Here is a 21,448-nt window from a genome sequence, read left to right on the forward strand (position 1 = left end):
CTGGAGGTCGCCGCCTTCGTCGTGCGTGGGGGAGCGTCAGCCGAGGCGGAGGGCGGCGACGACCTCGGCATCCGACAGGCGACCGTCGGCGACGAGCAGGCGGTAGGAGCGGGTGACGGGGATGCCGGGGGCCAGCTCCACGGCACGGTCCCAGGCGAGGGCGGCGCCGATGCCCGGGTAGCCCGCGACCCGGACGAACCAGGGGTCGGCCGCCGAGTCCTCGTCGAGCGGCGCCATCGCGACGGTCGCCGTGCCGGTCGGGAACTCCGCCGACCACGCGAGCCAGGGGGCGACGGTGCCGTGCACCGCATCCTCGCCCCGCGCCGAGGCGGTCCGCACGTCGACGTCGGTCGCCGCGGGCAGTCGCCACGCGAGTCCGCCGTAGCCGCCGCCGACTCGACCGTTGCTGCCCGGGCCGCCGAGGTGCAGTGTGCCGGCGCGCGTGGCGAGCGAGAATGTCAGATCGATGGTGGCCGCGCCGGGCCCGGCCTCGGCGACCGTCATCCGACGCTGCTCGGTGAGCATCTGCGCGCCATCGCGGCCGATCCACGCGAACTCGGCTTCGAGAGCGGATGCCGCCCCCTCGACGCGCGTCGCGACGATGCGTCCGTGGTCGTCGCGCCAGACGTAGTCGCGTCCGGGGGTGTAGGTGCGGCCGCCCCAGAAGTTGACTCCCGAGACGTCTTGCAGCGAGACGCTGATGCCGAGGTGCCAGTCGTGGTCGGCGGGGTGCGTGTCCGACACGACGACGCCGCCCGGCGTGCTCACCGGGTGGAGGTAGGGACGCGGGCTCGACGATCGGGTCACATCGGCGCCGTCGACGAGGACGGCGATCGGATGCTGCGGCTCGCCCGGTGCGGCGAGGTCGGCCAGGACGGCGGCCTCGGTCTTCGCGGCCCACGGCAGGTGCAGCTCCGCGAAGGTCGCCTCGGCGTCGACCGCGCGCTCCACGGCGTCCTGCACGCCCGTGATGACGACGCGCGGCGAGCGGCCCTCCTCGTTCCACGTCACGAACGCGGCGTCGATCGCGACCGGCTCGGTGTCGGCGACGGCATCCATCACACGGACGAAGGCTCCCGTCTCGTGCAGCGGAGCGAGCATCGGCGTGCCGTGGTCGCGGTGGTCGAGCAGGTTCTCGACCAGGTCGACGCGGCCGAACTCGACGCGGCGGCCGTCGGTCTCGACGACGTCCTCCGTGTAGAAGAAGGTGGCCGATCCGCGCGTGCCGCGGATGAGGACGTACGGGTCCTCGTCCTGCACGGCGCAGAGGGTCAGCGCGGAGGTCACGCGGATGCCGCGCCCGGTCGACAGGCGGATGACGCTGGTGTCGTCCCCCTCGATGGCGTTGGCGCGGTAGAGGTCGGCGGTGATCTGCGTCACGTCCGTGGCGGCGGTCGACTGGGCGACGGCGAGGGCGGTCGCGGTCGCGTGGGCGAGCGGGTTCGCGACGACGCCGTCGAGGACGGGGAACCCGTCGAGCACACGGTGCCCGGCCCAGCGGCTGCGCGACCAGTACGCCCGGTCGCGGCACCACAGGCCGACGGCGCCGATCGCCTGGATAGGTCCGAGCCCGAACTCGTCGGCGATGAGGGCGGGGATGGCGAGCGATCCGAGGCTCTGGAACCCTACCTGGACGCGCGCGCCCGAGGCCGCGGCGGCATCCGCCAGCACGGTGAAGTCGGCGGACGACAGCACGGGCGGCTTCTCGAGGTAGAGGTCGATGCCGCGCGAGACGACGAGGCCGGCGAGGGCGGCGTGGGTGTGCAGCGGCGTCGCGACGATGACGACGTGGATGTCGTCGACGGCGTCGAGCGCATCGGCGAGTGAGGCGAACGCCTGCGTGCCCGCCGGCAGGTTCTCGGGCGGCACGGGGGTGGGATCGGCGACAGCCACGAGCTCGACCCGATCGCCGAGGCGGCGCAGGTTCTCGAGGTGGACGGTTCCGAAGCCCTGGGCTCCGGCGAGGACGATGCGGGTTCGTCGGGGAACGGTCACGGGGACTCCTTCGTCGGCTCCTTCGAGTATGCCAGCAAGCGCTTTCCCATGCGGCATCCTCTTGTCGTCATCCGCTGATCATGCGCCCGAGCACGATGCCGAGAAGTCCTGCCGCGACGGCGGCCACCAGCATCCCGACGGCGTTCACCGATGCCAGAGCGTACCGACGCTGCTGCACGAGCCGGACCGTCTCGAAGCTCGCGGTGCTGAACGTCGTGAACCCGCCGCACAGGCCCGTGCCGATCACGAGTCGCCACGCGTCGTCGAGGCTGCCGCCGGTGGCGAGCTGCGTGACGAACCCCAGGATGAACGAGCCCGACACGTTGATGAGGAGCGTGCCGAGCGGGAACGCGCCCCTCACACGCGCTTTGATGGCACCGTCGACGATGAGGCGGAGCGCCGCACCCACGCCCCCCGCGAGCGAGAGCGCCACGAAGAGAAGGGGCGTCATCGGGCAGCCTGCTTCCGGCGGCGTGCGGCAGCGAGGGCGATGCCCGCCACCGTCGCCAGCGCCCCGACCGCGACGGTGGTGAGCGCGTATCCGATGCCGGCCGCAGCGTGGCCGTCCGTCAACAGCAGCCCGGTGTCGACGGCGAGGGCGCTGTACGTTGTGAATCCGCCCGCGAAGCCGGTGCCGAGCAGCAACCGCAACGACCGGCGCCGGCCGACGTCGGGTCCTCGGCGGGAGAGGCCCTCGAGCAGCGCACCGAGGAAGAGGGCGCCGACGATGTTGATGGCGAAGATCGCCACCGGGATGCCGCCCATCGCCGGGATCGCGAGCGAGAGCGCTTCGCGGGCTGCCGTTCCCGCCGTCCCGCCGGCGAGCACGAGCAGGATCGACCGCCCCGCGAGATGCACGGGGCGTTGCTCGTGCTCGGGTGCTGGCGTGGTCATCGGGTCCCGGTGTCGAGGGAAGGCGGGCGGTTCCACGATAGACCCGCGGGTTCGGGCGCCCCGGCTGGGCTTGCGGGGACCCGACGTGTCGCGGATGCCGGGGCTCGGCGGCATCCCGCGTCCCCGGAACGCGCGTGGACCGGTCGCAGGGGCTTCCGGCCCGGCATCGGTCGCGCCTACGATGGGACCATGACGCGGAAAACGCTTTCCCATCTGGAAGGTCTCATCGACGGCGACCGCCCCGCGCGGTCGGTGCTGCGTCTGCTCGCCCGGCGGCCGGGACGGATGACCGTCGCCGTCCTTGCGTTCGCGGCGAAGGAGATCCCGCTCTGGTTCCTGCCGGTCGTCACGGCCGCGGTCATCGACGTCGTCGCCGGCCGCGGCGACGTGTCGCAGGTCATGTGGTGGTTCGTGCTGGCCGCCGTCCTCCTGCTGCAGAACTACCCGAACCACATCCTCTACACGCGCAGCTTCATGACGGTCGTCCGCGACACCGGCGCTGACCTGCGCAACGCCCTCGCCGAGCGGCTGCAGAGCCTGTCGATCGGCTACCACACGCGCATCAGCTCGTCGATCGTGCAGACCAAGGTCGTCCGCGACGTCGAGAACGTCGAGCTGATGCTGCAGCAGGTCACGCACCCGCTCCTGTCCGCGACGATGGTCATGATCGGCGCCATCACGATGACCGCGATCGCCGTCCCCGCGTTCCTGCCGGTCTACGCGCTCGCCGTCCCGATCGCGATCGGCATCCGCTACGGCATGCGGCGACGTTCGCACGATCGCAACGCGCACTTCCGCCGCGAGGTCGAGACGCTCTCGGCCCGCGTCGGCGAGATGGCGTCCCTGATCCCCGTCACCCGGGCGCACGGCCTCGAGCAGACCGCCGTGACCCGGGTCGCGACCGGGGCCGACGGCGTCCGACGCGCCGGGCTGCACCTCGACATGCTCAACGGCCACGTCGCGTCCGTGTCGTGGGTCGCGATGCAGCTGCTCGGGGTGGGATGCCTCGTCCTCGCCGCGACCTTCTCGCTCACCGGCATCCTGCCCATCACCCCCGGTGAGGTGGTGCTGCTGTCGACGTACTTCACGCTGCTCACGCAAGGGTTGACGCAGCTGCTCATGCTCATCCCGGTCGGAGCGCGCGGACTCGAGTCGGTGCGCTCCATCGCCGAGGTGCTGCAGGACCCCGACCTCGAGCAGAACGCCGGCAAGCGCACCGTCGACGCCGTCACGGGCGACCTGACCCTCCATCGCGCGTCCCACCGGTACGCCGGCGCCGCCGAGGATGCGCTGCATGCCATCGACCTGCACGTCCCCGCCGGCGCGACCGTCGCCTTCGTCGGGTCGTCGGGGTCGGGCAAGTCCACGATGCTCAACCTCATCCTCGGGTTCCTCCGTCCGACGGGAGGGCGCATCCTCCTCGACGGCGACGACATGCAGGACCTCGACCTGCGCACCGTCCGCCGATTCGTGTCGGTCGTTCCGCAGGAGTCCGTCCTCTTCGAGGGGACCATCCGCGAGAACATCGCCTACGGTCTCGGCGACGTCGACGACGCTCGGATTGAGCGGGCCCTGCGCGATGCGAACGCGTGGGGGTTCGTGCAGGACCAGCCGCAGGGGTGGGACACCGTGGTCGGCGAACGCGGCGCGCGCCTGTCGGGCGGCCAGCGGCAGCGGCTCGCGATCGCCCGCGCTCTCATCCGCGACCCGAGGATCCTCCTGCTGGATGAGGCGACCAGCGCCCTCGACCCCGAGTCCGAGGAGCTCGTGAAGGATGCCCTCGGTCGCCTCATGACGGGGCGCACGACCCTTGTCGTCGCGCACCGGCTCTCGACCGTCCGGCAAGCCGACGTCATCGTCGTCCTCGAGCGCGGCGAGATCGTCGAGCGCGGCTCGCACGACGAACTGCTCGAGCGCGGCGGCCGCTACGCGCAGCTCCATCTCGCGCAGGCGGGTCTCGCATGATCGAGGTCTACCGCGATCCCGTCTACGACGGCGCGACCGATCCGCTCGTCGTGATCGCCGGCCCCGGCGACTGGTGGATGTTCTACACGCAGCGGCGCGCGACCCATCCCGAACCGGGTCCGGGCGTCGCCTGGGTGCACGGGAGTCGCATCGGCGTCGCCCGCTCGACCGACGGCATCCGCTGGTCGTACGCGGGGACGCTCGAGCCGACCGCCGACGGGCTGCAGCTGGATGCCGCCGGCCCGCCCGCGCGCACGGATCGCACCCACTGGGCGCCCGAGGTCGTGTTCGACGGGCAGATCTGGCGGATGTACCTGACCGAGATCGACGGGGTCCCCGACCGGTGGCCGGGGTACGCGCGTCACATCGTGGAGTACCGGTCGGCGGACCTGTCCGAGTGGCATCGGATCGGCGGGCTCGCTCTCGACAGCGACCGCGTGATCGACGCGGGTGTCGCTCGCACCCCCGACGGGCGCTGGCGCCTCTGGTGCAAAGACGAGGCCGCCGAGTCGGTCACCAAGGTGGCCGTCTCGGACGACCTGACCACCTGGAAATCCGAGGGCACCGCGATCGGCGGACGGCCCCACGAGGGTCCGACGGTGTTCGAGCTCGGCGGATCCTGGTGGATGATCGTCGATGAGTGGCGCGGCATGGGCGTGTACCGCTCGGACGATGCGATCTCGTGGCGGCGGCAGGGTGGAGCGGATGCCGTCATCCTCGGCGCCGGCACGGTGCCCAGCCCGGGGTTCGGCCATCACGGGGCGCCCGTGCGCGACGGGGAGCGCGTCTGGTTCTACTTCTTCACGCACACGGGCGTGCCCGATGAGCGGCGCTGCGCCGTGCTCCGCGCGCGCCTCGAGGTGCGCGGCGACGAGCTCGTCGTGGTGCGCTGACTCGCGGCCTGGCCGGTCCGCTCGAGATGCGAGTTTGGGCCATAGGGTGGTTGGGACCGGTCACAGGTGGCGCCGTAAAAACGTTTCAATCTTCTTGAAAAACGTTTCAATTGGCGCTACTCTCGGGGCAAGCGCTTTCCTGTGGGCATCGATCCACGGCACCGAAGGAAGTCGCAATCACGGACCATGACGTCCACCAGCACTCGCAACACGGACGTTCGAGAGAGGACAAAGATGTTCAGCAAACGCGCACTCGCCGCCGTCGCACTCGCGACGGGGTCAGTCATCGCCCTTGCCGGCTGCGCCGGCTCGCCGGAGCCCGCCGGCACCTACGACCCCGACGAGAAGGTCTCGCTCGACCTCGCGTTCTGGGGCAACGACGTGCGCGCCGATCTCTACAACAAGGCGATCGACGCGTTCAACGAGAAGTACCCCAACATCAAGGTGAGCACGAGCTTCCTCGCGTTCCCCGAGTTCTGGGAGAAGCGGCAGACCGAGGCAGCGGGCAAGAACCTCCCCGACGTCATGCAGTTCGACTACTCGTACCTGCGGCAGTACTCCGAGAACGGGCTCCTCCTCGACCTCGACCCGTACCTCGGCGGCATCATCGAGACCGACCCGCTCCCGCAGAACATCCTCGACATCGGTGTCGTCAACGACACCACGTACGGCATCGCGACCTCCACGAACGCCTGGGGCCTGTTCACCAACCCGGTCCTGCTCGAGAAGGCCGGTGTCGACGAGTTCCCCGGCGGGTCATGGGATGACTACACCGCCTGGATGAAGGAGATCACCGACGCCGGCGGCGGCGAGTACTGGGGCGGCGGCGACTACACCGGCCGCATCCAGAACTTCGAACTGGCGCTGCGCGCCGAGGGCGGCAACCTGTTCACCGAGGACGGCAAGCCCGGCTTCGACGAGGCGCGTCTGAAGGCGTTCTGGGAAGAGGGCCAGTCGATCCGCGACGGCATCGGCATCCCGCAGCAGACCGTTGAAGAAGCCGCACCGCTCGGTGGCTTCGACACGGCGAAGACCGCCAGCGAGCTCACGTGGGACAACTTCGGTGCCGGCTACCTCGGCAACCTCGGCGAGGGCTACACCGAGCTGGGCCTCGTCGGCCCGCCGGTGACCAAGGAAGGGGCCAAGGACCTCTACCTGAAGCCCTCCATGCTGCACTCGATCGCGGCGAACACCGACCACCCCGAAGCTGCGGCGACGCTCGTGAACTTCCTCGTCAACTCGCCTGAGGCCGGCGAGATCTTCGGCACCAACCGCGGTCTGCCCGCGTCGGAGACCGCTCTGGCGGCCGCCGACCTCGACCCGCTGAGCCAGCAGGTCAAAGCGTACGAGGAGTCCATCGCCGACCGTCTCGGCGACGCGCCTCCCGTTCCGATCGTCGGCTATGGCACCCTCGAGGAGAAGTTCCGTCAGCTCGGCGTCGAACTGAACTTCGGGACCATGACCGTGGACGAGGCCGTCTCGCAGTTCTTCACCGAGATGGACGTCGCCCTCAACTCGTGACCGATCGCGGGGTCCGGATGCCGCGGCATCCGGACCCCGCACCGTCCCCCCGACATCAGGAGCCACCCGTGAGCACCACCGCGACGAGAGTCATCGTCACCGGCGAGAAGCGGCGTCGCGCACTCGCGAACAAACGCCGGCCCGAGAACCTCAGCCGTCCCACCCAGCGCTCGCGCGCCCGCAAGGAGACGCTCGCCGGCTACGGATTCCTCATCCCATGGCTGGTCGGCTTCTTCGGGCTGACGATCATCCCGATGGGGTACTCGCTGTACCTGTCGTTCACGCGGTACAACATCTTCACGCCGCCGCGCTGGATCGGGTTCGACAACTACGTCCGCCTGTTCACGAACGACCCGCAGTTCATCCAGTCGGCGCAGATCACTCTCGTCTACGTGTTCGTCGGGACGCCGATCACCCTGATCGCCGCCCTCCTCGTCGCGATGCTGCTCAACTACCGCGACAAGGGCGCCGGCTTCTTCCGCTCCGCGTTCTACGCCCCGTCGCTCATCGGCGGCTCGGTGTCGGTCGCGATCGTCTGGCGCGCGATGTTCGGCTCGGAGGGTCCCGTCGACTCGTCCCTGTCGGCCCTCGGCATCGACCTCGGCGGCTGGATCGGAAACCCGAGCCTCGTCCTGCCCGCCATGATCATCCTGTCGATCTGGCAGTTCGGCGCGACGATGGTCATCTTCCTCGCCGGGCTCAAGCAGGTGCCGAAGGAGCTCTACGAAGCGGCCGAGATGGACGGCGCCGGCGCGTGGCACCGATTCCGTGCGGTCACCCTGCCGATGCTCTCGCCGGTCATCTTCTTCAACCTGCTGCTCGGCCTCATCGGAGCGTTCCAGGTGTTCGCCTCGGCCTACATCATCTCGAACGGCTCCGGCGGCCCCGCCGGCATGACCAACTTCGTCACGATCTACCTTTACAAGCGGGGCTTCACGGACGGCCAGATGGGCTACGCCGCCGCCATTGCCTGGATCCTGCTGATCGTCGTCGCGATCATCGCCTTCATCCTCTTCCGCACTCAACGTTCTTGGGTGCACTACGCCGGAGACAACCGATGAGCACCTCCAACGTCGCCACGACCTCGGGCGCGGCATCCACCCCGGTCTTCGCCGCGCAGCAGACGATCGCCGCTCCGCCGCCGCGTCGCCGCGTGAAGCGCAAGACCTGGCAGACGGTCATCTGGCTGGTCGTCCTGATCGCGCTGACCGCCCTCGTCCTGTACCCGCTCGTGTGGCTGGGCATCTCGACGCTGAAGCCGAACTCCGAGTTCGGTCAGAACCCGGGGCTCATCCCGCAGCAGCCCACCTTCGACAACTATCTGAAGGTCTTCGACGGCATCGCCGGCGTCCCGCTGTGGCAGTTCTTCGGCAACTCGCTGATCCTCGCGGTCCTCGCCGTGGTCGGTACGGTGCTCTCGAGCGCCCTGGCCGCCTACGCGTTCGCCCGTATCCAGTTCAAGGGACTCGGCATCCTGTTTGCCGCGATGATCGGCACGCTCCTGCTGCCGTTCCACGTCGTGATCATCCCGCAGTACATCCTGTTCAACAATCTGGGCCTGGTCGACACGTTCTGGCCGCTCGTGCTGCCGAAGTTCCTCGCGACCGAGGCGTTCTTCGTCTTCCTCCTCGTGCAGTTCATGCGTCAGATGCCGCGCGACATGGATGAGGCGGCCCGCATCGACGGCGCCGGACACGTCCGGATCTTCTGGGCGATCATCCTTCCGCTCGTGAAGCCGGCGCTGATCACGTGCGCGATCTTCGCCTTCATCTGGTCGTGGAACGACTTCCTCGGGCCCCTGCTGTACCTGACGAGCCCGGAGAACTACCCTCTCCCGATCGCGCTGCGCCTCTACAACGACCAGTCGTCGACGAGCGACTTCGGCGCGACGGTCACGGCCTCGTTCCTCGCGCTCGTGCCGGTGCTGCTGTTCTTCCTCGTGTTCCAGCGCTTCCTCGTGGACGGCGTCGCGACGCAGGGCCTCAAGGGCTGACGATGGCCACGATGCGAGCGGATCGGCGGGCGGCGCGTGCTGCGGTGCGCGCCGACCGTTCCGGCAGCGGCCCGGTCCTCGACGAGCGTGTCCCAGGCCGCTTCCCCGGTGCCGCCGCGAAGTTCGCGCTCTTCGGCGAGGTCCTCCTGGTGGGCCTCCTCGTCGTGCTCGTCGGCGCGCTGGTCGTGACCCTGCCGATCGCGCTGGCGGCCGGCATCCGTCACCTGGCCCGCTACATCGCGGCGGAGGACTCGCGGCTCGGTCTGTTCTGGCGCGACGTCCGTGCCGGGATCGCCGGCGGCAGCGTCGTCGGGCTCATCGCCGCGGTGATCGCCGTCGTGCTGGCCATCGACATCGACCTCGCACGGTCGGGGTTCCTGCCCGGGGGCGGCGTCATCGAGGCCGTCGGATGGACGGGCCTCGCCGTCCTCACCGTCGGGCTGCTGATCGCAGCCGGCGCGTGGGATCCGCGGACCGGCTGGCGAGCGGCCGTCCGCAGCGTTCCGGCGACCGTCCGCAGCGACCTGCGCGGGCTCGCGTTCTATGTCGCGGCGGTCGCGCTCGTCGTCATCCTGACGTGGATGCTGCCGCCCCTGCTGCCCGCCGCGCTCGGCTGCGCGGTGCTCGCCGTCGTGGCGGTCCCCGAGCGCCGACGCTGAGTCAGCGCACGCGACGGACGGTGAACGTCGCCCGCCCGGGTGTCGTCCCGGTCACGTAGAGCCGCGGACCACCCAGGGCGTCGGTGCCGCCCAGGTAGTCGTAGTCCTCACCGGGAAGGTACGCGGCCGGTGCGGACGAGCCCGTCCCGGGGCCGATCTCGAGGATGTCGTCGCCGACGGCGTACCGCGCGGTCCCGTCGGTGAGCACGGCCGTGCCGTCGGCCCGCACGTCGACACCCTCGAACGCGCCGCCCGCGCGGAAGGCGAACTCGAGGCTCCACGCACAGATCGGCCCCTCGGTCTCGATCGTCAGCTGAACGCCGTCCTCGACGGGCACGACGTCGATGCGGGTGCGGAGCGGGACCTCGTCGCGCGGTCGCTCGTCGAACGACATCGCAGCCGAGAAGCGACCTTCGTCGACGACGCGGTAGTCGCCGCCCGGGCGGCGGAGCGTGGTGTCCAGCGGCCCGAAGTACGCGGCGGAGAGCCGTTCCTCGAGCACGATGCGGTCGTCCTCGGCGGTCATCTCATCGGCGCGGAACGGGCCGAGACCGAAGAAGTGCCGCGAGAGCCGGACCGAGTCGAGAACTGAGTCGCCGGCGAACAGGCGCAGGAACGTCGGGTTGCTCGCGAGGCCCGAGCGGATGCGGCGGGCGACGGTGTAGTCCGACCCGCCGAAGACGACCAGGGAACGGTCGGGCGTGCGGTCGACGACGAGCCCCGAGACCGGCCACACGAGTCGCGCCCGGTCAGCCGGCGCCGTGCCCGCGGGCAGCGGCTCGCGCAGCGCCGGGTGCAGGATCATGTCGGCGAGGGCCGTCTGCGGATCGATGACGGGTGCGGATGCCGCGACCCGCGCCGCCCACGCGAAGTCACCCCGCCCCGTCTCGAGGGCGAGGCGGCGGTAGTGCAGGGCGAACGGCGCGAGGGGGAACCGGGTCTCGCGCTGGTCCTGCCTGCGGGAGTTCACGGTCTCGACGGAGCCGTCGGGGTGGATGAGTCCCAGGGTCGCCTCGAGGTTCCGTGCCACGACGTCGTGGAGCTCGGGCAGGCCGAGGACGTCGCCGATGACCAGGAGCGAGGGGTTCGAGACGTAGACCGCGTAGTTCGCGCTGCGCTCGGAGTACAGGCCGTCGGCGTCGATGTCGATGCCCTCGGCGAGCCATTCGCGCGCCCGCGCCTCGAGCCGCGGGTCGGGGCGGTGTCGATGCAGCCGGGTGAGCGCGGCGCTCAGCTCCCAGCGATGGTTCGGCGTGTGCACGCCACCCGCGAGCAGCGCCGGGGCGGCGCGATCGGCGATGCCTCCCAGCACCTCGGCGACCCGGTCGAGCCGCGCGTCGCCCGAGCGGCGCGCGAGCTCGAGGATGTCGCCGACGTCGTTGATCGTGAATCCGGTGTCGGGCGGCGACTCGACGTTGTCGCCGCCGAGGAAGAGCCCCGTCGGCGACTGCAGGTCGTGCAGGAGCCCCGCGTACCTCTCGGCGAGGGCGACCGCCGCCGGGTCGCCGGCGAATGCGGACCCCGGCTCGAGGAAGACCGCGACCAGCAGCTTCGCGCGTCGCATCGACTCGCGGTGCGGTCCGAGCGGGGCGAGCGACACGTCGGTCGACGCCTGCAGGAGCGCGGTGGCCTCGGCATCCGCCGCGGCGATCACCTCGGCGACGAAGGTGTCGGTATCGGGGTCGATCATCATGACTGCTCCGGTTCGTGCAGCGCGATGCGCAGGGTGACGACCTCGAACGCGCGCAAGTCGAGCGCGACGGTGCGGTCGTCGGTCCGCCGCGCGGCGTCGGCGCGGCCGCGCCCGGCGGTCTCGACGAGGTCGCAGACCTCGAGCGATGAGGAGGGGACGTCGAGGTGCAGCGTGCCGCCGGTGCGGGCGCCGCGCTGCTCGAAGATGCGGACGATGAGGTCGCCGCTGCCGTCCGCCGCCAGCTTGATCGCCGAGACGACGATGCCGTCGGTCGAGCTCGACGCGAGCGGCGCGATCGGCTCCCCGCCGATGACCTCGCGCAGCGGCGAGCCGACGATCGCGCCCCAGCGGGCGGCATCCGTCGTCGTCTCAGCCGGCGCGAAGAGCGACGTGAACTCGTGCACGCCCTGATCCGCGTCGGGGTCGGGGAACGTCGGCGCGCGCAGCAGCGACTGCCGCACGGTCGTGACCGTCCCGTCCTCGTCGCTCGTGCGCGTCGCATCGTGGCCGTACATGCCGTCGTTGACGATCGCCGCACCAGTGCCCGGCTCGCCGACGTGCACCCAGCGGTGCGCGCAGACCTCGTAGCGCGCGGCGTCCCACGACGTGTTCGTGTGCAGCGGGCGACGCACGTGACCGAACTGCGTCTCGTAGGCCGCGTCCTGCGCGTGCACCGCGACGGGGAAGGCGAGCTTGAGCAGACGGTGCCGCTCGTGCCAGTCGACGCGGGTGCGGATGCGGACGCCGCCGCCCTCGGGGTGGATGTCGACCCACTGCTCGGCGGTGCCGTTCGGCAGCGGATGCACGACGTGCACGACGCCGTCGACCAGCTCGGCCGTGCCGCCGTCGACGTCGGTCGTGGCGAGGCGGTACGAGGCGTCGAGCTCCCACGCGTCCCACTTCGACGGCGCGTCGATGTGCAGCTGCAGCAGGCCGCCGCGGTGGCCGGCCGGGATCAGGTCGCGTCCAGTGGCGAGGTCGACGACGCTCCGGAGGGTGCCGTCGGGTCCGACGCGCACGTCGATCAGGTCGGAGTGCAGGCGGAACCCGCCGTCGACGCTCTCGGCCGCGACCGGCACCGGCGCCGGCGCAGGTCCCGCGCCGCCCGCGGCGATCGCGGCGACGGATGCCGTGCCCGGGTTGAGCGCCAGGGGCTGCGAACCCTCGCCGACGAGGGCGGCGACGGCATCCGCGATGATCCGCTCGAGCCGGTCGGTCGTCTCGGCGTGCGAGCGCTCCGCCTCGCGGTGCACCCACGCGATCGCGCTGCCGGGGAGGATGTCGTGGAACTGCAGCAGCAGCACCTCGCGCCAGAGCTCGTCGAGTTCGGCGGCAGGGTACGGGATGCCGCGGCGTACCGTGGCCGCGGCGCTCCAGTGCTCCGCCTCGACGAGCAGGGCCTCGTTGCGACGGTTGCCGCGCTTGGTGCGCATCTGCGACGTGAAGATGCCGCGGTGGAACTGCAGGTACATCTCGCCGGACCAGACCGGCGGGTCCGTCGGTTCGGCGGCCGCCTCGAGGAAGAACTCTCGCGGCGTGCCGAAGGCGACCGTGGGGGAGCCCTCGAGGTCGGCCTGCAGGCGGGCGTCGGCCATCATCTCGCGTGTCGGTCCGCCGCCGCCGTCGCCGAAGCCGAACGGCATGAGCGAGCGCGTGCTGGCCGCGTGGTCGGCGAAGTTGCGGACACTGCGGGCGAGCTCGGTCGGCCGCATGTCGCCGCTGTAGGTGTTGTTCGGCGGGAAGTGCGTGAAGATCCGCGACCCGTCGAGCCCCTCCCAGACGAAGGAGTGGTGCGGCATCGTGTCGACGTCGTTCCAGCACATCTTCTGCGTGAAGAACCACTCCAGTCCCGCGCCGCGCAGCAGCTGGGGGAGTCCGGCGGGGAACCCGAACGAGTCGGGCAGCCACCCGACGTCGCTGCGCGCTCCGAAGTGCTCCTCGAAGAAGCGCGTGCCCGCCAGTAGCTGGCGGGCCAGCGATTCGCCCGAGGGCATGTTGACGTCGGATTCGACCCACATGTTGCCGACGGGGAGGAAACGTCCCTCGGCGACGCGTTCCTTGATCCGCGCGAAGAGCTCGGGATCGCTGCGGCGCACCCACTCGAAGTGCTGCGCCGACGAGCTGACGAAGACGGCATCGGGATCGGCTTCCATGAGATCGAGCACGTTCGCGTACGTGCGCGTGACCTTCCGCACCGTCTCGCGGCTCGGCCACAGCCACGCAGAGTCGATGTGGGCGTGCCCCGTCGCGGTGATGCGGTGAGCGGATGCCGCGGCCGGTGCCGCGAGGAGGGGAGCGAGGATGCCGCGGGCCGCCGCCGCACCCTCGGCGGGCGCGTCGGGGTCGATCGCGTACAGCGCGCGCTCGAGTCCGTCGAGGATGCGCGCGCGACGCGGATCGGAGTCGACCAGCTCGCGGGCGAGGCCGACGAGCACGATGACCTCGCGGCGGAGGCGCTCGACGGTCTCGTCGACGAGGCGCAGCTCCATCCGTCCGAGGCGGTAGAGGGGCTCGGCGCCGGCCGTGGCCGGGTCGCCGAGCGGAGTGGGCGAGAAGGCGAGGGGGCTCTTGAAGTCGTCGCCCCCCGACAGGTCGGGATTCGCGGCGGCCTCGACCGTGAACGACACGCGCTCACCGGGGCCGTTCGACACGGGGACGTGATGGTTCCGCGGCTCGAGGCCCTTCACCACGACGCCCTCCGGCGTCCGCACGAGTCCCTCGCACTGGAAGCCGGGTTTGGCCTGCGAGAAGCCGAGGTCGAGCGACAACTCGATGCGCCCGTCGCGCTGGGCCCAAGACCGCGGCACCTCGCCCTCGACGGTGAACCACGTCGTGCCCCAGGCGCGGCCCCAGCGGTGACCGCCCTCGACGGGGGCGAACGCGGCATCCTGCCGCATCCGCTCCACCGACACCGGTTCGCCCGGCAGGTCGCCCCTGTCGGGGACCTGCCAGGCGGACACGTGGAGCGGAGCTCGGTCGGCGACGACGGCCCGGTCGAGGTACTCCCCGACGAAGCGGTCGACGCGTTCCAGGACGAGGTGGTCCCGTGAATGCATCAGTCCTTGAGTCCTGCGTTGATGTTCGACGAGGTCACGTACTTCTGGAACACGAGGTACAGCGCGACCAGGGGGATCATCGACAGCACGGATGCCGCCAGCAGGATCGTCCACTCGATGTTCTCGGCGCCGACCAGGGCCCGCAGCGCGATCTGCAGGGTGAACTGCTCGGGGTCGCCGAGGATGATGAGCGGGAAGATGTAGTCGTTCCAGCGCCACTGGAAGGACATGATCGCCAGCGTGAGCGCGATGGGCCGGGCCAGCGGCAGCATGATCCGGAAGAAGATGCCGTACTCGCTCGCACCGTCGATGCGCGCGGCCTGCATGAGCTCATCCGGGATCGTGATGAAGAACTGGCGGAACATGAAGACGCCGGTCGGGGTGACGATCGAGGGGATGATCACACCGGCGAGCTGGTTGTAGAGCCCGAGGTCGCGGATGACGACGAACATGGGGTTGAGGATGACCTCGCCCGGCAGCATCGTCATCGAGAGGATGAAGAGCCCCAGGACGCTCAGCCATGGGTTCTTGTACTTCGCGAGCGCATAGCCCGTCGTCGCGCAGAGGAAGACCGTCAGGACGGTCGACACCGTCGCCACGATCGCCGTGTTCAGGAAGTAACGGGCGAAGTCGATGCGCTCGAGCGCCGCCTCGTAGCCGCCGAGCGTCCACTCCTTGGGGAAGAACGACAGCGGGTAGCTGAACAGCTCGCTGCCCGGCTTGAACGACGAGAGCAGGAACCACGCGAGCGGGAACAGCATGAGCAGCGCCAGGACCCACAGCATGGTGGTCGGCACGACGGCGCGGCGACGGAGGTTCTTCGACCGGCGGCGACGCTCGAAGCTCTCGCGCTTCTTCTCGTCGGGGACGGTGATGGCGTAGGTGGTCACCATGAGTTGTTGCTCCTCCGGCTGATGCGCAGCTGGATGATCGCGATGACCATGAGGATCACCAGGAGGACCATCGACGCCGCGCTGGCGTAGCCGATCTCGGACTGCTTGAAGCCGGTCTCGTAGATGTACTGGACGATCAGTCGGTTCTGCGTTCCGGGACCGCCGCCGTTGAGCGACTGGACCAGTGCGAACTCCTTCATGTGCCCGAGCGTGGACAGCAGGATCACCAGGACGGACGTCGGGGCGATGGAGGGCAGCGTGATGCTGCGGAAGCGCTGCCAGCCGTTGGCGCCGTCAAGCTCGGCCGCCTCGTAGTACGACTTCGGGACGTTGTTGAGGGCGGCGACGAACAGCAGCATGTTGAAGGCCGCACCGGCCCACGAGGATGCCAGGATCACGACGAGCAGCGAGAGGTCCGCGTTCGAGGACCACGGCACACGTTCGCCGCCCAGCATGCTGATCACGAAGTTGACGAAGCCGAAGCTCTCGCCGAACATCCAGCGCCAGATGACACCGGTCACGATCGGCGAGACGAGCCACGGGAGGAAGAAGATGATGCGCGCAGCGGTCTTGCCGCGGGCGTGCGCGGCGTTGATCGCGACGGCCATGCCGAGCGAGAGCGCGTAGCTGAGGGGCACCGAGAGCAGTGCGAAGACGAACGTGCGGCCGAGGGCCGAGTAGAAGCTCGGGTCGCTGAGGAGCTTGCTGTAGTTGTCGAGTCCGACGAACTCGGCGTCGCCCCAGCCGCGGAAGTCCGTCAGCGAGTACGACAGTCCGAGGACGCCCGGCCACAGGAAGAACAGGGCGAACAGGGCGGCCGTGACGACGGTGAACAGGAACGGCGCCATCCGGTACCGGCCGAAGGCGCGCTTGCGGCGGGGGGAGGGCGCGCCGGGCGCCCCCGCCGTGGGGGCGGAGGCGTCCGGCGTGATGGTTGCAGTCATGCGTGTGCGGTTCCCTGCGGGTTACTTCATCTGTTCGGTGGAGACCGTGTCGATGTTCTTCACGGTCTGCTCGAGCGACTGCTCGCCGTTGAGGTACTTGATCGTCTCGTCCTTCAGCGGCTCGCTGTCGATGGCGAGGCCGGTGTAGCTGTTCTTCAGGCCGTCGACGGTCTGGCGCGCAGCGATCTCGGGGGACTCGGCGATCTCGCCGTTGTAGAGGTCGAACGCGTACGCGTCGTCCTTGTAGGTGATGTCGACGCCGTCGATCGCGGGCAGGCAGCCCGAGATCTCGCAGTACTCCTTGTAGTTCTCCGGCTGGTACATCCACTTCACGAAGTCGAGGGTCTCCTTCTCGACGCCCGTGCCGTCGTAGGCGACGATCCAGGAAGCGGCACCGTAGTTGGTGGAGCGGACCGGCTGCTGCGGCAGCGGCACCGAGACCCAGTCGAAGTCCTTGATGTTGGCCTGGAAGTCGGCGATCTGCCAGACGCCCGACATGTAGCCGGCCACGCGGCCGCTCTTGAAGGTCGCGCTGGGGTCGTCACCGGCGGCCCACACGGCCTTCGGCATGAACCCGTCGTCGTTCAGCTTCTTGAAGTACTCGAGCGCCTTCTCGCCCTCGGCGTCGAGCGCCCAGGTGCCGTCGGACTGCTCGGTGACACCCTGGCTGCCGAACTCGAACATGAAGGCGCGGAGGCGGTGGGCGGAGCTGTCCATGACGGCGCCGAACTCGGCATCCGTTTTGTCGACGACCTCGGTGGCCTTCTGGACGTACTCGTCCCAGGTCCACTTCTGGTCGAGCGAGGTCGGGTACTCGACGCCCGCTTCGTCCCAGAGCGTCTTGTTGAGGAACATGCCGACACCGGTCAGGGTCGTCGGAAGGGCCTTCACTTTGCCGTCCTCGGGGTCCTCGACGCGAAGAGCCGGGAGCACCTTGGCGTCCTCGGCGATGTCGGTGAGGTCGAGCATGCGGTCGGTCCACGCCGGGTCGGCGTCGGGCGCTGCCGCGAGGGCGGGGAGGTCGTTGGCCTGCGAGGCGGTGCGGAGGCGGGTGCGGAGGTCGTCGCTCGGAACCTCGACGACCTTGACCTTGACGCCGGTCTCCTTCTCGTACTTCTTGGCGAGCGTGGCGTAGCCGCCACCCTGGGCGGCGTCACCGGACTGGACGAACTCGAGGGTGACGTCGTCGCTCCCGCCGCCCCCCGAAGACGAGCAGCCGGCGAGCACGAGGGCGCCCACAGCCGCGGCGATGATGGTGGCGGATCGGATGGTGCGGGAACTCTTCACTGCTTCTCCTTCGCGTGCGCTCTTCGGTGAGCGCGAGGTGAGTCATGAGCGGGTATGTCGGCATTTGTCGGCATGTCATGACAAGGGGTGCTCATAAGGTAACCGGGGACGCTCGGGACGGCAAGCGCTTACCTGTGTCGGATATGTAACGTCTTTGCGACAAGCGCCACTTCCATGATCACCCGGGCTTCGACGTTCGCGCGACCGACGCGGCTGTTGCGCAATCGGATCGCCGATGTCACACTGAGTGGAAAGCGCTTACCCATTCGCCTCCGTGGCGTTCGGGGCAGCCCCGACGCCGCACGCAGAGAAGCAGACAAGGACCTCACCGTGTCAGAGACGACCATCACCGCACCCGCCCCGGCGGCTGCTCCCGCCGCCCCCGCCGTCCGCGAGATCGGCATCATCATGAACGGCGTCTCGGGCCGTATGGGCTACCGCCAGCACCTCGTGCGCTCCATCCTCGCGATCCGCGAGCAGGGCGGCATCGAGCTGCCCGACGGGTCGAAGGTCACCGTCAAGCCGCTCCTCGTCGGCCGCAGCGAGGCGAAGCTCGCCGAGCTCGCCGCGAAGCACGGCATCGAGGACTACACGACCGATCTGGATGCCGCTCTGGCAGACCCGCGCTGGGAGATCTACGCGGACTTCCTCGTCACGAAGGCGCGTGCCACCGCCCTTCGAAAGGCCATCGCCGCCGGCAAGACGATCTACACCGAGAAGCCGACCGCCGAGTCGCTCGAAGAGGCGCTCGAGCTCGCGAAGCTCGCCGCCGAGGCCGGCGTCAAGACCGGTGTCGTCCACGACAAGCTGTACCTCCCCGGCCTCCAGAAGCTCAAGCGCCTCATCGACTCGGGCTTCTTCGGCCGCATCCTGTCGGTGCGCGGCGAGTTCGGTTACTGGGTCTTCGAAGGCGACTGGCAGCCCGCGCAGCGCCCCTCCTGGAACTACCGCGCCGAAGACGGCGGCGGCATCATCGTCGACATGTTCCCGCACTGGAACTACGTGCTCGAGAACCTCTTCGGCGGCGTCAACACGGTCTACGCGCAGGCGGCCGTCCACATCGCCGACCGCTGGGACGAGAAGGGCGAGCACTACACCGCGACCGCCGAGGACGCCGCCTACGGCGTGTTCGAGCTCGAGGGCGGCGTCGTCGCCCAGATCAACTCCTCCTGGACGGTCCGCGTGAACCGCGACGAGCTCGTCGAGTTCCACGTCGACGGCACGCACGGCTCGGCCGTCGTCGGCCTGTTCGGCGCGAAGATCCAGCCGCGCAACGCCACGCCCAAGCCGGTGTGGAACCCCGACCTCGAGGACACCCACGACTACGACGCCGACTGGCAGATCATCCCCGTCAACGACGTCTTCATGAACGGCTTCCGTCAGCAGTGGGAGGAGTTCCTCGTCTCGTACGTCGAGGGAACCGACTACGAGTTCGACCTCCTCGCCGGTGCGCGCGGTGTGCAGCTCGCCGAGGCCGGGCTCCGCTCCAGCCGCGAGGGTCGCAAGATCGAGCTCGACGCGCTCTCGCTGGACTGATCGATGACCGACCTCACCCTGCTCTCGGGGGACGGCGCACTCCGTCGCGTCCCCCTCGTCGACACCTCCGGGTACACGCGCCCCGACGGACCGCTCCGCAGCCGTGTCGCGTACGCGGCGGCGCACGTCGTGCCGAAGACGCACGCCGACAACACCCCGGGCCAGCCGGCCGACATCGACTGGGATGCGACCCTCGACTTCCGTCGCAACGTGTACTCGTGGGGTCTCGGCGTCGCCGACGCCATGGACACCGCGCAGCGGAACATGGGACTGGATGCCGCGGCCACCCGCGAGCTGATCTCGCGCTCCGCCGAGGTCGCCCGTGAAGAGGGTGGTTCCGTCGCCGTCGGCGTGAACACCGATCACATCGATGAGGAGCGGATCACGCTCGACGAGGTCGTCTCGGCCTACCTCGAGCAGCTCCACTTCACCGAGGAGCAGGGTGCGGGTCCGGTCCTCATGGCCTCCCGTCACCTGGCACGGGTCGCCGAGAGCGCGGCGGACTACCGCCGCGTCTACGACGCCGTGCTGTCGCGGGCCACGGCACCGGTCGTGCTGCACTGGCTCGGCACCGCCTTCGACCCGCAGCTCGCGGGGTACTTCGGGGCGACCGACTGGCAGACGGCATCCGCCGTGCTGCTCGAGGTCATCGAGGCGAACGTCGACAAGGTGGCGGGCGTCAAGATGAGCCTGCTCGACGCGGCCTCCGAGGTCTCGGTGCGCGAGCGCCTGCCCGAGTCGGTGCGCATGTTCACGGGCGACGACTTCAACTACGTCGGCCTCATCGGCGGTGCGGACGTGCCCGACGCCCCGCAGCCGACGCGGGACCCGGCATCCGCTCGTCAGCACTCCGACGCGCTGCTCGGTGCCTTCGCCGCCCTGACGCCGGTCGCCTCCGCGGCGATCCAGGCGCTCGACGCGGGCGACCCGGCGCGCTACCTCGAGGTGCTCGCCCCGACCGAGGCGCTGTCGCGCCAGGTGTTCGCCGCGCCGACGTTCTATTACAAGACGGGCGTCGCCTTCCTCGCCTGGCTCAACGGACACCAGCCCGCGTTCCAGATGGTCGGCGGTCTGCACTCCGCGCGCAGCCTTCCGCACCTGTCGCGGATCGTCGAGCTCGCGAACGACGCGAAGGCGTTCGAACGTCCCGAGCTCGCCGCGGAGCGGTGGAACGGGATGCTGCGACTGAACGGCCTCGACGCGTGAGCGCCGTCGACCCGCGCCTGTCGATCAACCAGGGCACCATCAAGTACGCCGACCTCGCCACCGCGCTCCGCGTGACCGTCGAGGCCGGTGTGCAGTCCATCGGGCTCTGGCGCGAACCGGTGCAGGAGGTCGGTCTCGCGACGGCCGCTTCCATGCTGACCGACTCGGGCCTCCGGTTCTCGACGCACTGCCGGTCGGGCTTCTTCACGATGCCCGAAGGCCCCGCGCGACGCGCGTCGATCGACGACAACCTCGTCGCCATCGACGAGGCGGCGACGCTCGCCGCCGCCGGCGCGCCGGGGTCGACCGCCGTGCTCGTGCTGGTCGCCGGCGGGCTGCCCGAAGGGTCCCGCGATCTGATCGGCGCCCGCGAGCGGGTGCGCGATGCGATCGGCGAGCTCGCTCCGCACGCGAAGGCGGCGGGAGTGACACTGGCCATCGAGCCGCTGCATCCGATGTACGCGACCGACCGCTGCGTCGTCTCGACCCTCGGTCAGGCGCTCGACATCGCGGCGGACTTCGATGCGGATGTCGTCGGTGCGGCCGTCGACACCTTCCACATCTTCTGGGACCCCGCGGTGCTCGACTCGATCGCGCGCGCCGGCCGGGAGGGTCGCATCGCGACGTACCAGGTGTGCGATTGGAAGACCCCGCTCCCCGCCGACGTCCTCCTCGGTCGTCACTACCCGGGCGACGGCGTCATCGACCTGGCCGGACTGACGAGCGCGGTCGAGGCGACGGGGTACGACCGCGACATCGAGGTCGAGATCTTCAACGCCGACATCTGGGCGACCGACCCGCTCGAGGTGGTGCGCCGGACCGCGGCGGGGTTCGCGGCATCCGTCTCGCCTTCTCTCGCCGGTCGATGACGCGCGTCCCGTGCTGCCTGAACCGCCGCCCGTAGACTGCGCAC

17 protein-coding genes are annotated in these 21,448 nt (G+C 70.0%); 9 read left to right on the plus strand and 8 right to left on the minus strand.

Annotated features, from left to right (window positions below; all coding sequences use genetic code 11):
* Nucleotides 1-36: 36 nt before the first annotated feature.
* The 3 genes from AC4NN1_RS11565 to AC4NN1_RS11575 form a co-directional block, all read right to left on the minus strand.
* A complete protein-coding gene (locus tag AC4NN1_RS11565; protein WP_491955395.1) occupies nucleotides 37-1,995 on the minus strand; it encodes a DUF6807 family protein in 1,959 nt (652 codons plus the stop codon).
* A 67-nt stretch (nucleotides 1,996-2,062) separates the two neighbouring features.
* Nucleotides 2,063-2,446 (minus strand): fluoride efflux transporter CrcB, encoded by a 384-nt coding sequence (gene crcB, locus AC4NN1_RS11570; protein WP_491955396.1) that lies wholly within the window; start codon nucleotides 2,444-2,446, stop codon nucleotides 2,063-2,065.
* Nucleotides 2,443-2,853 carry a fluoride efflux transporter FluC gene (locus AC4NN1_RS11575; protein ID WP_491955528.1) on the minus strand — a complete coding sequence of 137 codons (411 nt, stop codon included), beginning with the start codon at nucleotides 2,851-2,853 and terminating at the stop codon, nucleotides 2,443-2,445. The genes crcB and AC4NN1_RS11575 overlap by 4 nt, the downstream gene beginning before the upstream one ends.
* Nucleotides 2,854-3,078: 225 nt before the next feature.
* On the opposite strand from AC4NN1_RS11575, the gene AC4NN1_RS11580 reads away from it, so the two are divergent.
* From AC4NN1_RS11580 to AC4NN1_RS11605, 6 genes are all read left to right on the plus strand, one after another.
* Nucleotides 3,079-4,854, plus strand: a complete 1,776-nt coding sequence (locus AC4NN1_RS11580; protein ID WP_018187511.1) for an ABC transporter ATP-binding protein — start codon at nucleotides 3,079-3,081, stop codon at nucleotides 4,852-4,854.
* Nucleotides 4,851-5,747, plus strand: a complete 897-nt coding sequence (locus tag AC4NN1_RS11585) for a glycoside hydrolase family protein (protein WP_491955397.1) — start codon at nucleotides 4,851-4,853, stop codon at nucleotides 5,745-5,747. Before AC4NN1_RS11580 ends, AC4NN1_RS11585 begins: the two co-directional genes overlap by 4 nt.
* 234 nt (nucleotides 5,748-5,981) lie before the next feature.
* The gene (locus AC4NN1_RS11590; RefSeq protein ID WP_491955398.1) at nucleotides 5,982-7,268 is read left to right on the plus strand and encodes an ABC transporter substrate-binding protein; all 1,287 of its coding nucleotides are present in this window, start codon (nucleotides 5,982-5,984) and stop codon (nucleotides 7,266-7,268) included.
* Nucleotides 7,269-7,336: 68 nt separating this feature from the next.
* The gene (locus tag AC4NN1_RS11595) at nucleotides 7,337-8,329 is read left to right on the plus strand and encodes a carbohydrate ABC transporter permease (RefSeq protein WP_491955399.1); all 993 of its coding nucleotides are present in this window, start codon (nucleotides 7,337-7,339) and stop codon (nucleotides 8,327-8,329) included.
* Nucleotides 8,326-9,261, plus strand: coding sequence for a carbohydrate ABC transporter permease (locus tag AC4NN1_RS11600; RefSeq protein WP_491955400.1), 936 nt, complete (start codon nucleotides 8,326-8,328; stop codon nucleotides 9,259-9,261). Before AC4NN1_RS11595 ends, AC4NN1_RS11600 begins: the two co-directional genes overlap by 4 nt.
* A 2-nt stretch (nucleotides 9,262-9,263) precedes the next feature.
* Nucleotides 9,264-9,920, plus strand: a complete 657-nt coding sequence (locus AC4NN1_RS11605; RefSeq protein WP_491955401.1) for a hypothetical protein — start codon at nucleotides 9,264-9,266, stop codon at nucleotides 9,918-9,920.
* A 1-nt stretch (nucleotide 9,921) separates the two neighbouring features.
* Here the strand turns inward: AC4NN1_RS11605 and AC4NN1_RS11610 are convergent, their stop codons facing one another.
* The 5 genes from AC4NN1_RS11610 to AC4NN1_RS11630 are packed head-to-tail and all read right to left on the minus strand — an operon-like array spanning nucleotide 9,922 to nucleotide 17,793.
* Nucleotides 9,922-11,610: a hypothetical protein gene (locus tag AC4NN1_RS11610; RefSeq protein WP_491955402.1), complete on the minus strand. Its 1,689-nt coding sequence runs from the start codon at nucleotides 11,608-11,610 to the stop codon at nucleotides 9,922-9,924.
* Nucleotides 11,610-14,669, minus strand: coding sequence for an alpha-mannosidase (locus AC4NN1_RS11615; protein WP_491955403.1), 3,060 nt, complete (start codon nucleotides 14,667-14,669; stop codon nucleotides 11,610-11,612). The genes AC4NN1_RS11610 and AC4NN1_RS11615 overlap by 1 nt, the downstream gene beginning before the upstream one ends.
* Nucleotides 14,669-15,562, minus strand: coding sequence for a carbohydrate ABC transporter permease (locus tag AC4NN1_RS11620; protein WP_018187503.1), 894 nt, complete (start codon nucleotides 15,560-15,562; stop codon nucleotides 14,669-14,671). The genes AC4NN1_RS11615 and AC4NN1_RS11620 overlap by 1 nt, the downstream gene beginning before the upstream one ends.
* A complete protein-coding gene (locus AC4NN1_RS11625; protein ID WP_020098548.1) occupies nucleotides 15,556-16,506 on the minus strand; it encodes a carbohydrate ABC transporter permease in 951 nt (316 codons plus the stop codon). The genes AC4NN1_RS11620 and AC4NN1_RS11625 overlap by 7 nt, the downstream gene beginning before the upstream one ends.
* Before the next feature lie 21 nt (nucleotides 16,507-16,527).
* Nucleotides 16,528-17,793: an ABC transporter substrate-binding protein gene (locus tag AC4NN1_RS11630; protein ID WP_491955404.1), complete on the minus strand. Its 1,266-nt coding sequence runs from the start codon at nucleotides 17,791-17,793 to the stop codon at nucleotides 16,528-16,530.
* 408 nt (nucleotides 17,794-18,201) lie between these two features.
* Here AC4NN1_RS11630 and AC4NN1_RS11635 point away from each other — a divergent pair, with 408 nt between their 5' ends.
* The 3 genes from AC4NN1_RS11635 to AC4NN1_RS11645 are packed head-to-tail and all read left to right on the plus strand — an operon-like array spanning nucleotide 18,202 to nucleotide 21,404.
* Nucleotides 18,202-19,329, plus strand: coding sequence for a Gfo/Idh/MocA family protein (locus tag AC4NN1_RS11635; RefSeq protein WP_491955529.1), 1,128 nt, complete (start codon nucleotides 18,202-18,204; stop codon nucleotides 19,327-19,329).
* Between the two features lie 3 nt (nucleotides 19,330-19,332).
* Entirely contained in the window at nucleotides 19,333-20,535 is a 1,203-nt protein-coding gene (locus tag AC4NN1_RS11640; RefSeq protein ID WP_116227568.1) for a dihydrodipicolinate synthase family protein, read from the plus strand.
* Nucleotides 20,532-21,404: a sugar phosphate isomerase/epimerase family protein gene (locus AC4NN1_RS11645; protein ID WP_363455097.1), complete on the plus strand. Its 873-nt coding sequence runs from the start codon at nucleotides 20,532-20,534 to the stop codon at nucleotides 21,402-21,404. The genes AC4NN1_RS11640 and AC4NN1_RS11645 overlap by 4 nt, the downstream gene beginning before the upstream one ends.
* Nucleotides 21,405-21,448: the final 44 nt, after the last annotated feature.

This window comes from Microbacterium sp. MDV22-iso44, from assembly GCF_058629135.1.